Annotated in this window: 13 protein-coding genes; 8 read left to right on the forward strand and 5 right to left on the reverse strand. The window is 70.5% G+C overall.

The genetic code is table 11. The annotated features are described in order from the left end of the window. Positions 1-295: 295 nt before the first annotated feature. The 3 genes from AC07DI_RS18335 to AC07DI_RS18345 all read left to right on the forward strand — a co-directional run bounded on the left by AC07DI_RS18335 (position 296) and on the right by AC07DI_RS18345 (position 4,298). Positions 296-955: a response regulator transcription factor gene (locus AC07DI_RS18335; RefSeq protein WP_384250762.1), complete on the forward strand. Its 660-nt coding sequence runs from the start codon at positions 296-298 to the stop codon at positions 953-955. A 315-nt stretch (positions 956-1,270) separates the two neighbouring features. Continuing rightward, complete coding sequence (locus AC07DI_RS18340) at positions 1,271-3,202, forward strand: 2-oxoacid:acceptor oxidoreductase subunit alpha (protein ID WP_478905211.1); 1,932 nt, start codon at positions 1,271-1,273, stop codon at positions 3,200-3,202. Next, positions 3,195-4,298, forward strand: coding sequence for a 2-oxoacid:ferredoxin oxidoreductase subunit beta (locus AC07DI_RS18345; protein WP_478905212.1), 1,104 nt, complete (start codon positions 3,195-3,197; stop codon positions 4,296-4,298). Before AC07DI_RS18340 ends, AC07DI_RS18345 begins: the two co-directional genes overlap by 8 nt. A 39-nt stretch (positions 4,299-4,337) precedes the next feature. Here the strand turns inward: AC07DI_RS18345 and AC07DI_RS18350 are convergent, their stop codons facing one another. Next, positions 4,338-4,706 (reverse strand): winged helix-turn-helix transcriptional regulator, encoded by a 369-nt coding sequence (locus tag AC07DI_RS18350; protein WP_478905213.1) that lies wholly within the window; start codon positions 4,704-4,706, stop codon positions 4,338-4,340. 145 nt (positions 4,707-4,851) lie between these two features. On the opposite strand from AC07DI_RS18350, the gene AC07DI_RS18355 reads away from it, so the two are divergent. The 5 genes from AC07DI_RS18355 to AC07DI_RS18375 all read left to right on the forward strand — a co-directional run bounded on the left by AC07DI_RS18355 (position 4,852) and on the right by AC07DI_RS18375 (position 9,486). Beyond that, entirely contained in the window at positions 4,852-5,712 is an 861-nt protein-coding gene (locus AC07DI_RS18355) for an SDR family oxidoreductase (RefSeq protein ID WP_478905214.1), read from the forward strand. A gap of 469 nt (positions 5,713-6,181) precedes the next feature. Further along, entirely contained in the window at positions 6,182-7,090 is a 909-nt protein-coding gene (rarD, locus tag AC07DI_RS18360; RefSeq protein ID WP_478905305.1) for an EamA family transporter RarD, read from the forward strand. A 99-nt stretch (positions 7,091-7,189) separates the two neighbouring features. Beyond that, the gene (locus AC07DI_RS18365) at positions 7,190-7,642 is read left to right on the forward strand and encodes a VOC family protein (protein WP_384250564.1); all 453 of its coding nucleotides are present in this window, start codon (positions 7,190-7,192) and stop codon (positions 7,640-7,642) included. A 153-nt stretch (positions 7,643-7,795) separates the two neighbouring features. Further along, positions 7,796-8,740: a M28 family metallopeptidase gene (locus tag AC07DI_RS18370; protein WP_478905215.1), complete on the forward strand. Its 945-nt coding sequence runs from the start codon at positions 7,796-7,798 to the stop codon at positions 8,738-8,740. 146 nt (positions 8,741-8,886) lie between these two features. Further along, positions 8,887-9,486, forward strand: coding sequence for a flavodoxin family protein (locus tag AC07DI_RS18375; RefSeq protein WP_478905216.1), 600 nt, complete (start codon positions 8,887-8,889; stop codon positions 9,484-9,486). Between the two features lie 48 nt (positions 9,487-9,534). Here AC07DI_RS18375 and AC07DI_RS18380 read toward each other — a convergent pair whose 3' ends face one another. The 4 genes from AC07DI_RS18380 to AC07DI_RS18395 form a co-directional block, all read right to left on the reverse strand. Next, positions 9,535-10,440, reverse strand: coding sequence for an ABC transporter permease (locus AC07DI_RS18380; protein WP_478905217.1), 906 nt, complete (start codon positions 10,438-10,440; stop codon positions 9,535-9,537). After that, a complete protein-coding gene (locus AC07DI_RS18385; protein WP_478905306.1) occupies positions 10,427-11,437 on the reverse strand; it encodes an ABC transporter ATP-binding protein in 1,011 nt (336 codons plus the stop codon). Before AC07DI_RS18385 ends, AC07DI_RS18380 begins: the two co-directional genes overlap by 14 nt. 112 nt (positions 11,438-11,549) lie before the next feature. After that, complete coding sequence (locus AC07DI_RS18390; RefSeq protein ID WP_478905218.1) at positions 11,550-12,806, reverse strand: LolA family protein; 1,257 nt, start codon at positions 12,804-12,806, stop codon at positions 11,550-11,552. A gap of 265 nt (positions 12,807-13,071) precedes the next feature. After that, entirely contained in the window at positions 13,072-14,082 is a 1,011-nt protein-coding gene (locus AC07DI_RS18395; RefSeq protein WP_478905219.1) for a polyprenyl synthetase family protein, read from the reverse strand. Positions 14,083-14,199 lie beyond the last annotated feature (117 nt).

Here is a 14,199-nt window from a genome sequence, read left to right on the forward strand (position 1 = left end):
ACCAACCCTGACCGGCGCCCGCCCCCCGCACCGCGTATCCATCCCCACGCCCGCTCCCACACCCTGCTGACCTGCGCTTCCGCCCCGCCCCGCCCCCGTTCGCACCCCGGACCGGGGGCGCCGCGCCGTGCGGCGGGCACAAGAGTCTGGTGACTGCGCCGGTGGGCCGCCGCGGATCGCGCGATACTGAGGTGCCGAGTTGTTCGGCCGACGCCACCTTTGTCGGCCCGACACCGGCCGGACAAGCGCGCCGGGGGGCCAAAAAGTGCCGGGGGGCCAAAAAGTGGAGGACAAAGTGCGGGTGGTCATCGCCGAGGATTCAGTGCTGCTTCGGGAGGGCCTGACCCGGCTGCTGACCGACCGCGGGCTCGACGTGGTCGCCGGGGTGGGGGACGCGGACGCGCTGATCAAGACGATCACCGAGTTCGCCGCGCAGGACGCCCTGCCGGACGTGGTCGTCGCCGATGTGCGGATGCCCCCGACCCACACCGATGAGGGTGTGCGCGCCGCGGTGTATCTGCGTCATCAGCACCCGGGGCTCGGGGTCCTGGTCCTTTCGCAGTACGTCGAGGAGCAGTACGCCACCGAACTGCTCGCCGGGTCGAGCCGCGGTGTCGGCTACCTGCTCAAGGACCGGGTCGCGGAGGTGCGGGAGTTCGTCGACGCGGTGGTGCGGGTCGCGGAGGGCGGCACGGCGCTCGACCCCGAGGTCGTGGCCCAGCTGCTCGGCCGCAGCCGCAAGCAGGACGTACTGGCGGGGCTTACGCCACGGGAACGCGAGGTACTCGGCCTGATGGCGGAGGGCCGGACGAACTCGGCGGTGGCCCGGCAGCTCGTGGTGAGCGACGGTGCCGTCGAGAAGCACGTGAGCAACATCTTCATGAAGCTCGGCCTCTCCCAGAGTGACGGGGATCACCGCCGCGTGCTCGCGGTCCTCACCTACCTCAACTCATGAACAACTGACAGCCTGTCAGGTGCGACCCGGGATCGAGGGCCGCTCCACTGGGAACAGGGAAGATCACGGAGAGTCACGGCCGGGCGGAGTCAGTCGGAGGCAAGTCCTAGAACCAAAGGATGAGCGGGGAGCGTCATCCACGAAGGGCCGGGGGACATGGCAAACCATGGCAAACCAGCGCAACACGCTGTCTCAGAAGTGCGTCCACCCAGCGAGCTGCCCCAGGAAGGCACCCCTTACAGACGTAGGGTGGGCCTTGGGAACGCCGGCCGTCCCGGCGATTCCGCTCAGTCGCCTCGAGGGAGGTCCAGTTCAGTGACCAGCCAGGTCAGTAGCCAAGCCGAGCAGGCCGACGGGGCAGTCGTCACCGGCCCACGCAGGCCCGCGGGTGACAAAGACGTGCGCCGTCTGGACCGGGTGATCATCCGTTTCGCGGGTGACTCCGGTGACGGGATGCAGCTCACGGGTGACCGTTTCACTTCGGAGACCGCGTCCTTCGGCAACGACCTGTCGACGCTGCCGAACTTCCCCGCCGAGATCCGCGCGCCCGCCGGGACACTCCCGGGCGTGTCCTCCTTCCAGCTGCACTTCGCCGACCACGACATCCTGACGCCGGGTGACGCGCCGAACGTCCTGGTGGCGATGAACCCGGCCGCGCTGAAGGCCAACATCGGCGACGTGCCGCGCGGCGCCGAGGTCATCGTCAACACCGACGAGTTCTCCAAGCGGGCGATGCAGAAGGTCGGTTACGCCACCTCACCGCTGGAGGACGGCTCCCTGGACGGCTACAGCGTGCACCCGGTGCCGCTGACCACGCTGACGGTCGAGGCCCTCAAGGAGTACGACCTCTCCCGCAAGGACGCGGGCCGTTCGAAGAACATGTTCGCGCTCGGTCTGCTCTCGTGGATGTACCACCGGCCGACCGAGGGAACCGAGAAGTTCCTGCGGACCAAGTTCGCCAAGCGCCCGGAGATCGCCGAGGCGAACATCGCGGCGTTCCACGCGGGGTGGAACTTCGGCGAGACCACCGAGGACTTCGCGGTCTCCTACGAAGTGGCCCCGGCGTCGCAGGCGTTCACGACCGGCACCTACCGCAACATCTCGGGGAACCTGGCCCTGTCGTACGGCCTGATCGCGGCGAGCCGCCAGGCGGACCTGCCGCTCTACCTGGGCAGTTACCCCATCACCCCGGCCTCGGACATCCTGCACGAGCTGTCCAGGCACAAGAACTTCGGCGTGCGCACCTTCCAGGCCGAGGACGAGATCGCAGGCATCGGCGCGGCGCTGGGCGCCGCGTTCGGCGGGTCCCTCGCGGTGACGACGACCTCCGGTCCCGGTGTGGCGCTGAAGTCGGAGACCATCGGCCTGGCCGTCAGCCTCGAACTCCCGCTGCTCGTCGTCGACATCCAGCGCGGCGGCCCCAGCACCGGCCTGCCGACCAAGACCGAGCAGGCCGACCTGCTCCAGGCGATGTACGGGCGCAACGGCGAGGCGCCGGTGCCGATCGTGGCGCCGAAGACGCCGGCCGACTGCTTCGACGCGGCGCTGGAGGCGGCCCGCATCGCGGTGACGTACCGGACGCCGGTGTTCCTGCTCTCCGACGGCTACCTGGCCAACGGCTCGGAACCCTGGCGCATCCCGGAGGTCGACGAACTGCCCGACCTGCGCGTCCAGTTCGCTTCGGGTCCCAACCACACCGACGTCGACGGCACCGAGACCTTCTGGCCCTACAAGCGCGATCCGCAGACGCTGGCCCGCCCGTGGGCCATCCCGGGCACGCCGGGTCTGGAGCACCGCATCGGCGGCATCGAGAAGCAGGACGGCACGGGCAACATCTCCTACGACCCGGCCAACCACGACTTCATGGTCCGCACCCGGCAGGCCAAGGTCGACGGCATCGAGGTGCCCGACCTGGAGGTCGACGACGCGAGCGGTGACGCCGACACGCTCGTCCTCGGCTGGGGGTCGACGTACGGGCCGATCACCGCGGCGGTCCGCCGGCTGCGGGCCGCGGGCGAATCCATCGCGCAGGCCCATCTGCGCAACCTCAACCCGTTCCCGCGGAACCTCGGCGACATCCTCGCGCGTTACGACAAGGTGGTGGTCCCCGAGATGAACCTCGGTCAGCTCGCCACGCTGGTCCGTGCGAAGTATCTGGTGGACGCCGTCTCGTACAACCAGGTCAACGGAATGCCGTTCAAGGCCGAGCAGCTCGCCACGGCTCTCAAGGAGGCCATCGATGGCTGACACGAAAACGGGCGGATCAGCGGTCGGATCAGAGGGGTCCGGGAGCACGATCGACGCGCTCTCCCTGGTGCCCAAGGCCGAGGCCGAGCAGTCCATGAAGGACTTCAAGTCCGACCAGGAGGTGCGGTGGTGCCCCGGCTGCGGGGACTACGCCGTGCTGGCGGCCGTGCAGGGCTTCATGCCCGAGCTGGGTCTGGCCAAGGAGAACATCGTCTTCGTCTCCGGGATCGGCTGCTCCTCCCGCTTCCCGTACTACATGAACACGTACGGGATGCACTCCATCCACGGCCGCGCCCCGGCCATCGCCACCGGCCTCGCCTCCTCGCGGCGCGACCTGAGCGTATGGGTGGTCACCGGTGACGGCGACGCGCTGTCCATCGGCGGCAACCACCTCATCCACGCCCTGCGCCGCAACGTGAACCTCAAGATCCTGCTGTTCAACAACCGGATCTACGGCCTCACCAAGGGCCAGTACAGCCCGACCTCCGAGGTCGGCAAGATCACCAAGTCGACGCCGATGGGGTCCCTGGACGCGCCCTTCAACCCGGTCTCGCTCGCCATCGGCGCCGAGGCGTCGTTCGTGGCCAGGACGGTGGACTCCGACCGCAAGCACCTCACGTCGGTGCTGCGCGAGGCCGCCGCGCACCCCGGCACCGCGCTGGTGGAGATCTACCAGAACTGCAATATCTTCAACGACGGCGCCTTCGAGGTCCTCAAGGACAAGCAGCAGGCCGAGGACGCGGTGATCCGCCTGGAGCACGGGCAGCCGATCCGCTTCGGCGCCGAGCGTTCGAAGGGCGTCGTGCGCGACGCGGAGACGGGTGACCTCAAGGTCGTCGCGGTCACGCCGGAGAACGAGGCCGACATCCTGGTCCACGACGCGCACTCCACGTCGCCGACCACGGCCTTCGCGCTCTCCCGGCTCGCCGATCCCGACACGCTGCACCACACCCCGATCGGCGTCCTGCGCAGCGTCGAACGCCCGGTCTACGACACGCTCATGGCCGACCAGCTCGACAGCGCCATCGAACAGAACGGCAAGGGCGACCTCGCCACGCTCCTCGCGGGCAAGGACACCTGGACGGTCGTCGGCTAGTACGGCCGCCGCTTTCCCCCCGGGGCCCGGTTCTGCTCGTCAGGACCGGGCCCCGTCGTATGCCCGGCGCGCCTTCTGCACGTCGTCCATGCGCCGCTCCGTCCACGACGCGAGGGCCCTGACCTGCTCGGCGGCCTCGCGGCCGAGCTCCGTGAGGGAGTAGTCGACGCGGGGCGGGATGACCGGCTTCGCGTCGCGGTGCACCAGGCCGTCGCGCTCCAGGATCTGCAGGGTCTGGGCCAGCATCTTCTCGCTGACGCGGCCGATCTGGCGGCGCAGCTCACTGAACCGGTACGAGCGCTCCTCCAGGGCGATCAGGACGAGGACGCCCCAGCGGCTCGTGACGTGCTCCAGAACGAGACGGTGCGGGCACATCTCCTCGCGCACGGCCCAGTCACTTACATCCATGCCAGTACCTTACTTCAAAGTGGGTACTTACGGAAAGTTAGCGCTGTCTCTAGGGTGGGTGGCAGATCGACCGTAACGAGTCGTAATAAGCCGTAATCGTCATAAGCCTTAATCGTCGCAACTAGTCACAACGGAGATTCCTCCCATGAGCATCGTCGTCACCGGAGCCACCGGAAACCTCGGCCGCCTCGTCGTCCAGGGGCTGCTCGACGCCCGCGTCCCGGCCGCGGAGATCGCGGCCGTCGTACGCGACAAGGAGCGGGCCGCCGACCTCGCCGAGCGCGGCGTGGAGCTGCGGATCGCCGACTACAACGCCCCCGAGACCCTGCGCGGCGCCTTCGCCGCCGGCGACCGCGTTCTGCTCATCTCCGGCAGCGAGGTCGGGCGCCGGGTGCCGCAGCACCGCGCGGTCGTCGACGCGGCGCGCGAGGCGGGCGTCGCGCTCCTCGCGTACACCGGAATCCTCGGCGGCCCCGACGCCGACTTCGACCTGGCGGCCGAGCACAAGGTGACCGAGCAGCTGATCCTCGACTCCGGCCTGCCCCACACCTTCCTGCGCAACGGCTGGTACCACGAGAACTACACCGAGCACCTCGCCCCGGTCCTTGAGCACGGCGCCGTCGTCGGCTCCGCGGGCGAGGGCCGGGTCGCCTCCGCCTCGCGCGCCGACTACGCCGCGGCCGCCGTCGCCGTGCTGACCGGCGAGGGCCACGAGGGCCGGGTCTACGAGCTGAGCGGCGACGTCGCGTGGAGCCTCGCGGAGTACGCCGCCGAGGTCGCGAAGCAGAGCGGCAAGGACATCTCGTACGTGAACGTCCCCGCCGAGCAGCACCTCTCCGTGCTGACCGGCGCGGGCGTGCCGGAGCCGATGGCGGCGCTCCTCGTCGACGTCGATGCGGCTATCGGGCGGGGGCGCCTCGCGGGGACGAGCGGGGAGCTGGCCCGGCTGATCGGGCGGCCCACCTCGGGGATCGGCGAGGCGGTGGCGGCGGCACTGCGGGGCTGAGAGCCTGTGTCATATCCCCGGTCGGATCAGTGGGCGTCGTCTGGTGCGTGCGATCGCAAGGCGCCGGGAAGTCCTCGGTGGGGGTCCCCCCGGGCCCTTCAGGCCTGGGGGAGGAGCTACTAGGGCTTTTCGGCAACGCGGCGATCGTGCGTGCCAGACGACGACCACCCGGCCGGGGATATGACACAGGCTCTGAGTGCCACTGCTCCCCCGGGGCGTCGGGCGGCGAGCGGCGGGCAGCTCAAGAATTCGCGGGCTTCGTGAATTCGCGCACTTCGTGAATTCGGGGGCCTCGTGCGTCATGAGTGTCACTGCGATACAGGCATGACAGGTGCGGGGTTCCGGCGCTACCTTCGGTGCGGCAGCGCGGGCTGCCTCGTAGCTAGGAGGGGCCGTGGACAGCGGAGCAGGCGGGAAGTCCGGGAGTGAGCAGCGCGTCGGGTTGCTGAACGGCTTCGCGGCGTACGGCATGTGGGGGCTCATCCCGCTCTTCTGGCCCCTCCTCAAACCGGCCGGCGCCGCCGAGATCCTCGCCCACCGGATGGTCTGGTCCCTCGTCGTGGTCGGCATCGCGTTGCTCTGCGTACGGCGCTGGGGCTGGGCCCGGGAGCTGCTGCGCCAGCCGCGCAGGCTGGGCCTGGTGGTGGTCGCCGCCTCGGTCATCACCCTCAACTGGGGCGTCTACATCTGGGCCGTGAACTCCGGCCACGTCGTCGAGGCCTCCCTCGGCTACTTCATCAATCCGCTGGTCACCATCGCCCTGGGCGTCCTGCTGCTCGGCGAACGGCTGCGGCCCGTGCAGTGGGCGGCGGTCGGCATCGGCGTCACGGCCGTGCTCGTGCTCGCCTTCGGGTACGGCAGGCCGCCGTGGATCTCGATCTGCCTCGCCTTCACCTTCGCGGCGTACGGCCTGGTGAAGAAGAAGGTCAACCTCGGCGGCCTGGAGTCGCTCGCCGCCGAGACCGCCGTGCAGTTCGTGCCCGCCCTCGGCTACCTGGTGTGGATCGCCACGCAGGGCGACATCGTCTTCGGCACGCGGGGAGCCGGGCATGCGGCGCTGCTCGCAGCCACGGGTGTGGTGACCGCCGCGCCGCTGGTCTGCTTCGGCGCCGCGGCGATCCGCGTGCCGCTCTCCACCCTGGGGCTGCTCCAGTACATGGCGCCGATGTTCCAGTTCGTCCTCGGCATCCTGTACTTCCACGAGGCGATGCCGCCCGAGCGGTGGGCGGGCTTCGCCCTCGTATGGCTGGCGCTCACGCTTCTGACCTGGGACGCGTTGCGTACGGCCCGGCGGAACGCGGTGCGGGTCGCCGCGGCAAGGGAGGCGGCCGCCGCCTCCACCGCCGCCGTTCCGGGCGCGCGGGAGCCCGCGGCCTGACGGCTCACGCGCCCAACTCGCCCCTGGTGAGCCGGGGGTGAGCCGGGGGTGAGCCGGAATCCGTGCGTCCTCATCACCTGACCGATACAACTGGTCACCATGACCACTCTGCACTGGAAGCTCGTCATCGACGCCTCGGACCCGCACGCCCAGGCCGTCTTCTGGGCCGGGACGCTGGGGTACGAGGTCGAGGACAACAGCGCGCTGATCGACCGGCTCCTCGGCGTCGGCGCGGCGCCGGAGGCCGCGACCGTCGAGTTCCGCGGCCGCCGCGCCTGGCGCGACCTCATCGCCGTCCGACACCCCGACGACCCGTACGACGAGCAGAGCGGCACGGGCCTGGGCCGCCGCATCCTCTTCCAGCGCGTGCCCGAGCCGAAGTCGGGCAAGAACCGGCTGCACCTCGACGTGCACACGGCACCGGGCCGCCGCGCCGACGAGGTGGCCCGCCTCGAAGCGCTGGGTGCCGCCGTGGAGCGGCACGTCGCGGAGCCCGGCGGCGAGTGGGTGATCATGAAGGACCCCGAGGGCAACGAGTTCTGCGTCCACTAGGCAGGCGTGGCCGCTATGCGGAACCCCCTGTCCGTTTTGCGGTCTTGACGTCTCATCCGGCTCCCGAGCACCATCAGGCAACTCCGAACTCACGCCCCACACACGTGAGTTCGTACGCCATCCATGGAACACGGAAACCGGAGCTCCCCCCACATGAACCTCTCCGTACCCGGACGTACCGCCGCGGCCGCAGCCATAGCCGTCGCCGGACTCCTCGCCACCCACGCGACATCGACCGCGGCGCCCGCCCCTCAGGCCGCCGCCGCACCCGACATATCCGTCGAAAACGTCAAGGCCCACCTCGCCGACCTGCAGTCCATAGCGGACGCCAACGGCGGCAACCGCGCGCACGGCAGCGCCGGATACAAGGCCTCCATCGACCACATCAAGGGCAAGCTCGACGCCGCCGGATTCACCACCTCCGTACAGAAGTTCACGGCGAGCGGCGAGACCGGCTACAACCTGATCGCCGACTGGCCGGGCGGTGACGACGGCAAGGTCGTCATGGCGGGCGCCCACCTCGACAGCGTCTCCGAGGGCCCCGGCATCAACGACAACGGCTCCGGCTCCGCCGCCGTCCTGGAGACCGCGCTCACCGTGGCCCGCGAGCAGTACAAGCCCACCAAGCACCTGCGGTTCGCCTGGTGGGGCGCCGAGGAGGTCGGCCTGGTCGGCTCCTCGCACTACGTCGACAGCCTGGCCGGCGGCGACCGTTCGAAGATCAGCGGCTATCTGAACTTCGACATGATCAGCTCCCCGAACGCCGGCTACTTCGTCTACGACGACGACCCCACGATCGAGAAGACGTTCAAGGACTACTACGCGGGCCTGAACGTGACGACGGAGCCGGACGACGAGGGCGACGGCCGCTCCGACCACGCGCCGTTCCAGCAGGCGGGCATCCCCGTCGGCGGCATCTTCACCGGCGCCGAGACCACCAAGTCGGCCGCGCAGGCGCAGAAGTGGGGCGGCACGGCGGGCGAGGCGTTCGACAAGTGCTACCACTCGTCCTGCGACGGGGCGTCGAACATCGACGGGACGGCGCTCGACCGCAACAGCGACGCGATCGCGTACGCGGTGTGGGGGCTCTCCTCCTAGTCGGCACCCCCTGCGGCCCCTGAGCGGAGCTCTCCGAGCAGGGGCCCGCGGTAACCCCTGGACGGCATTGCTTGCGCGTGCATATAGTGCGCGTGCAAGTAATCGCCGTTGGCAGGCGACTCGGCAAGCGATTCCAGGGGGATCCCATGATCCGCAAGTTCCTCTTCGTACTCGGCAGCGCCCGTCCCGAGGGCAACACCGAGATCCTGGCCCGCGCGGCCGCCGAGCAGCTCCCGCCGGACGTCGAGCAGCGCTGGCTGGACCTGGCCGGTCTGCCGCTGCCCGACTTCGCCGACCTGCGCCACGACGAGACCCGGCCGCGGGCCCGCACCCGCCCCGCCGACGGCAACGAGGCGCTGCTCCTCGACGCCACCCTGGAGGCCACGGACATCGTCATCGTGTCGCCGCTGTACTGGTACTCGCTGTCGGCCACCGTCAAGCGCTACCTCGACTACTGGGACGCGTGGCTGGAGACCCCGGAGATCTCCTTCAAGGAGACGCTGAAGGGCCGGACCCTGTGGGGTGTGACCGCCCTCGCGCACCGCGAGGAGGAGGTGGCGGACCCGCTGATCGGCACCTTGCGCAACACGGCCGCCTTCTTCCCCATGCGGTTCGGCGGCGTCCTGCTCGGCAACGGCACGAGGCCCGGCCACGTCCTCAAGGACACCGAGGCACTGGCGCGCGCCAAGACGTTCTTCGCGCAGGACCCGCCGCTCGCCCGCTTCCCGTACGACAAGGAGGCGTAGTCACGGGGCGAACCGCACGCCAGGGTGACTCTCACGCCACGGCGACCGTCACGCCATGATGTCCTTCGCCCCGAACCGCGCCCACGCCGCCGAGCCGAACACGGCCGCGTACAGGCCCTGCATCTCCAGGTTCTTGATGATGTCCGACCAGTAGACGGGCTCGCGCATCAGGTCGGCGAAGGACAGCCAGTAGTGCGAGAAGAAGTACGGGTGCAGGCCGTGCAGCTGCGGGATCTGGTCGAGGATCTGGACCGTGATCAGCAGGCCGACGGTCGTCGCCATCGCCGCGATGCCGCTGCTGGTGAGCGTCGACACGAACAGGCCGAGCGCCGCCACGCCGACCAGTGACACGGCGACGACGAGCGCGATCAGCAGGGCCCGCAGCAGCCCTTCGCCGAAGCTCATGCGGGTGCCGGAGATCGTGGTGACCTCGCCGAGCGGGAAGAGCAGCGCGCCGGTCGCGAGCGCGGACGCGGCCACGACCAGGGTCGCGACCAGGCAGAACGTCAGCGTGGTCGCGTACTTGACGAGAAGCAGCCGGGTCCGCCCCGCGGGCGCGACGAGCAGGTAGCGCAGCGTGCCCGCGCTCGCCTCCCCCGCGACGGCGTCACCCGCGATGACGCCGATCGCCATCGGCAGGAAGAACGGCAGCGTCGCGGCGAGCGCGGTGAAGACCAGGAACAGGCCGTTGTTGGTGATCTGCGCGATGAAGGCGGGCCCGCCTTCGCCGCCGCCCCCGCCGATCGTGGAGCCGTCGCTGGTCTCGATCCTGACGGCGACACCGACGAGGATCGGCACGGCGGCGAGCACCCCGAGCAGCGCGAGGGTCCGCCAGCGACGGAAGGTGATCGTGAGCTCGCTGCGGAACAGGCCCAGGGTCCAGATCCGCCGCGGCTCCCGCACGCCCTCGGCCGCCGCCGTCCCGGTCACCTCCACCGCCTCAGCCCGCGACATCGAAGCCCTCCCCCGTCAGCGCCACGAACGCGTCCTCAAGCGAGGCCCGTTCGAGCCCGAAGCCGCGTACGCGGACGTCCGCGGCGACCAGTGCGGCGTTCAGCCCGGCCAGTTCCACGTCCTGGCCCGTCGCGTCCGGGCCCGGCGGTTCGCCCGTCACCCTGTCCTCCGTCACGACGAGATCCGTCACGCCCTGCTCCTTGAGGACGCGGGCGGCGTCGCCCGTGTCCGGTGTCGTCACGACGAGCCTGCCGCGCGCGCCCGCCGCGAGGTCGGCGACCGGGCCCTGGGTGATCAGGCGGCCCCGGGTCATCACGGCGGCGTGCGTGCAGACCTGCTCGATCTCGTCGAGGAGGTGCGAGGAGAGGAAGACCGTCGTGCCCTCCGCCGCCAGCTCCCGCACCAGCGTGCGGATCTCCCGCATGCCCTGCGGGTCCAGGCCGTTCGTCGGCTCGTCCAGGACGAGGAGCCTGCGCGGCTGGAGCAGCGCGGCGGCGAGCCCGAGCCGCTGCTTCATGCCGAGGGAGTACGCCTTCGCCTTCTTGCCCGCGGCCGCGGTGAGCCCGACCCGGTCCAGGGCCGCCTCGGCGCGCGCCCGGCGGGTCCGCGGATCGGCGTTCGGGTCCGCGGAGTCGTACCGCAGCAGGTTGTCGCGGCCCGACAGGAAGCCGTAGAGGGCGGGGCCCTCGATCAGCGCGCCCACGTGCGGCAGGACGGTGCGGGCGGCGCGCGGCATGGTGCGGCCGAGCACCCGGGCGTGGCCGGAGGTCGGCTCGATGAGGCCCATCAGCATGCGGATGGTGGTCGTCTTGCCCGAGCCGTTCGGCCCGAGGAAGCCGAAGACGCTGCCTTCGGGGACGGTGAGGTCGAGCCGGTCGACGGCGAGGTGCTTGCCGTAGCGCTTGGTGAGCGCGTGCGTCTCGATGACGTGCGCGCTCGGGTCGTCCCCCGTCCAAGCGGAAGCCTCTTCCGCCGAAGTGCCGCTGGTGCCCGGCACGCTGCCCTCCCGTCGTTCCACGAGACGGATGGAAGGCACCCTGTCGGCACCTTCCATCCGCCGTACGCCCAGTGACCCCGGGTCTAGTGGCCCCAGGCCATCCGCAGCACCGTCAGTGCGCCTCGTTCGCCGCCTTGACCAGCGCGTCCTTGGTGACCGCGCCCACGTAGACCTTGCCGTCGTCGGTGATGAGGGCGTTGATCAGGCGGGTCGAGAAGACCGTGCCGGAGCCGAACTCGCCGTTGACCTGGTCGCCCAGCGAGTCGAGCAGCTTCTGCGCGTCCGGCGGGACGTCGCCCGAGCCGGCCGTCGGCAGCCCCCGGCCGCCCGGCAGCTTCAGCTCGGCGATGGAGTTCCAGCCCTTGCCGATGATCTTCGGGCCGTTGAGGTCCCCCTCGGCGAACTCCTTGCCGTGCTTGCCGCCCTTCCCGAAGCCGCGGCCCCGCTCGGCGTGCTCGTCGGCCTCGGTCACCTTCGTGCCCTTGGGCGGCGTGAAGTCGAACGTGGACGCGGACGGCTTGCCGAAGTCGACCTTCGTGAAGCCCGCGTCGACGACGGCCGCGCCGCCGGATGCCGGGGTCAGCGTGAACTTGAGCGGCGTGCCGGTCTTCTCGTCCACGGCAACCGTGATCCGGCCGACCGTCGAGCCGGCCTGCTTCGGCTTGATCACCAGGCGGTACGCGTCGCGGCCCGCGACCTGCGCGGTGCCGTCGACCTGCACGGACGTGGTGCCGTCCGCCGCCTTCAGGGCCTGCTCGGCGAATTCCTTGGGGGTGGTGGGCAGCTCCTTGGGTATCTCCCGGCCGCCCTTGGTGCGCTCGTCCCGGGAGGCGCCCGCGTCCTTCGCGTGGTAGGCCTCGTTCGACGCGCTGTCGTACGCCCACACGTCGTCGCCGTTGTGGATCATGCTGTACTCGGCGGCGTCCTCCAGGACGGACACCTTCTGCTTGTCGGGGCCTTCGGCCGCGACGCGCAGCGTGTGCGTGCCGGACGCCAGCTCCATCAGCTTGCTCCTGGGGTCGGCGGCCGAGCCACCGCGGTCGCCGTCCTCGCCGCGGTCCCCACCGCCGGCGCCCGCGCCGAAGCCGCCCGCCATGCCGCCGATCGACGGAAGGCCCAGGTCAGTGCTGATTTTGACGTTGCCGGACAGCTGCTGGGTGTCCGACGCGGCGATCTTCTCGATGAGCTCCTGCGCGGTGACCTTCGGCAGGTCCGGGTCGCCCGACGTGGCGAGCGCCGGTACGAGCCCGATGGTCGCCGCCGCCACCCCCGCCACCGCGATCGGGACCGCGTAACGGGCCGCCTTGCGGCGGGCGGCGCGCGGTTCGCCGGTCTCGCCGGTGTCCTTCTCCGGTTCGTACGGTGCCATTGTCTGCCTTACCTCCGTGGTCGGCGGCGGCCTTCCCTGTACGTGCCCTCGTCCACCCTGTGCCGCCATTCTCACCCGAATTGGTCAGGAGTGGTGGTTCTCTTCCGGGATCCATCCGACCAAATCGGCCGACCAGAAGCGTCAGACCCCGGGCGCAACTCCATGTACTGCCCTGGGATGACATGGAGGGGCCATTTCTCCCCCGACCAGTAGGGGACGGGCACGCCGACCGGCGGGTCCGGCACGGACCCGGGAGCGGGAGGCGTCAGCCCGCCCGGTGCACCACCAGGTCGCAGAGCTCGATCAGGGACGCCTTCGCGTCGCCGTCCGGCAGCGGGCCCAGCGCGGCCCGCGCGCTCTCCGCGTAGCACACGGTGTCCCGGCGGGCGTGCTCCAGCGCGGGGTGCTCGCGCAGCCGGGTCAGCACCTCGGCGTGCCGTGAGTCGTCGGTGAGGTCGGAGTCGAGCAGCTCGCACAGGGCGATGTCCTCGGCGAGGCCGAGCCGCGCGGCCCGCTCGCGAAGGCGCAGCACCGGCAGGGTGGGGATGCCCTCGCGCAGGTCCGTGCCCGGCGTCTTGCCCGACTCGTGCGAGTCGGACGCGATGTCGAGCACGTCGTCGGCGAGCTGGAAGGCGACGCCGAGCCGCTCGCCGTACTGCGTGAGCACGCTCACGACGGATTCGTCGGCGCCCGACATCATCGCGCCGAACCGGCAGGCCACGGCGACCAGCGAGCCGGTCTTGCCGCGGAGCACGTCGAGGTAGTGGTCGACCGGGTCGCGCCCCTCGGAGGGGCCCGCGGTCTCCAAAATCTGGCCGGTGACCAGGCGCTCGAAGGCCTCCGCCTGGATGCGGACGGCCTCCGGGCCGAGGTCGGCCAGGATGTAGGAGGCGCGGGCGAAGAGGAAGTCGCCGGTCAGGACGGCGACGGAGTTCCCCCAGCGCTGGTTGGCGCTCTCGACGCCGCGGCGCACCTCGGCGTCGTCCATCACGTCGTCGTGGTACAGCGTCGCGAGGTGCGTCAGCTCGACGACCACGGCGGACGGCACGATCCCCGGCGCGTACGGGTCGCCGAACTGGGCGGCGAGCATCACGAGCAGCGGGCGGAAACGCTTGCCCCCGGCACGGACGAGGTGCTGGGCGGCCTCGGTGATGAAGGGCACCTCGCTCTTGGTGGCCTCGAGCAGTCCCTCCTCGACAGCCGTCAACCCGACCTGGACATCGGCTTCGAGAGCCTGGTCCCGCACGCTCAGCCCGAAAGGCCCGACGACGGTCACGAGAGGTTCTCCTGTCTGCTGACGATCACATGGCCAACTCGGTCGATCATTGGATCTCGGTCGATGACACGGGTTTGTCGATGTGTCGCTGCCATCACTCAAGTCAGCGTATCCGGT

This window comes from Streptomyces sp. NPDC044106 (genome assembly GCF_056433985.1).

What these genes read in the sequence shown, in the direction of transcription:
- AC07DI_RS18350 (WP_478905213.1), bottom strand. Translation starts at nt 4,706, where the DNA reads ATGGATGTAAGTGACTGGGCCGTGCGCGAGGAGATGTGCCCGCACCGT.
- AC07DI_RS18390 (WP_478905218.1), bottom strand. Translation starts at nt 12,806, where the DNA reads ATGGCACCGTACGAACCGGAGAAGGACACCGGCGAGACCGGCGAACCG.
- AC07DI_RS18345 (WP_478905212.1), top strand. Translation starts at nt 3,195, where the DNA reads ATGGCTGACACGAAAACGGGCGGATCAGCGGTCGGATCAGAGGGGTCC.
- AC07DI_RS18355 (WP_478905214.1), top strand. Translation starts at nt 4,852, where the DNA reads ATGAGCATCGTCGTCACCGGAGCCACCGGAAACCTCGGCCGCCTCGTC.
- rarD (WP_478905305.1), top strand. Translation starts at nt 6,182, where the DNA reads ATGTGGGGGCTCATCCCGCTCTTCTGGCCCCTCCTCAAACCGGCCGGC.
- AC07DI_RS18365 (WP_384250564.1), top strand. Translation starts at nt 7,190, where the DNA reads ATGACCACTCTGCACTGGAAGCTCGTCATCGACGCCTCGGACCCGCAC.
- AC07DI_RS18375 (WP_478905216.1), top strand. Translation starts at nt 8,887, where the DNA reads ATGATCCGCAAGTTCCTCTTCGTACTCGGCAGCGCCCGTCCCGAGGGC.
- AC07DI_RS18380 (WP_478905217.1), bottom strand. Translation starts at nt 10,440, where the DNA reads ATGTCGCGGGCTGAGGCGGTGGAGGTGACCGGGACGGCGGCGGCCGAG.
- AC07DI_RS18370 (WP_478905215.1), top strand. Translation starts at nt 7,796, where the DNA reads ATGAACCTCTCCGTACCCGGACGTACCGCCGCGGCCGCAGCCATAGCC.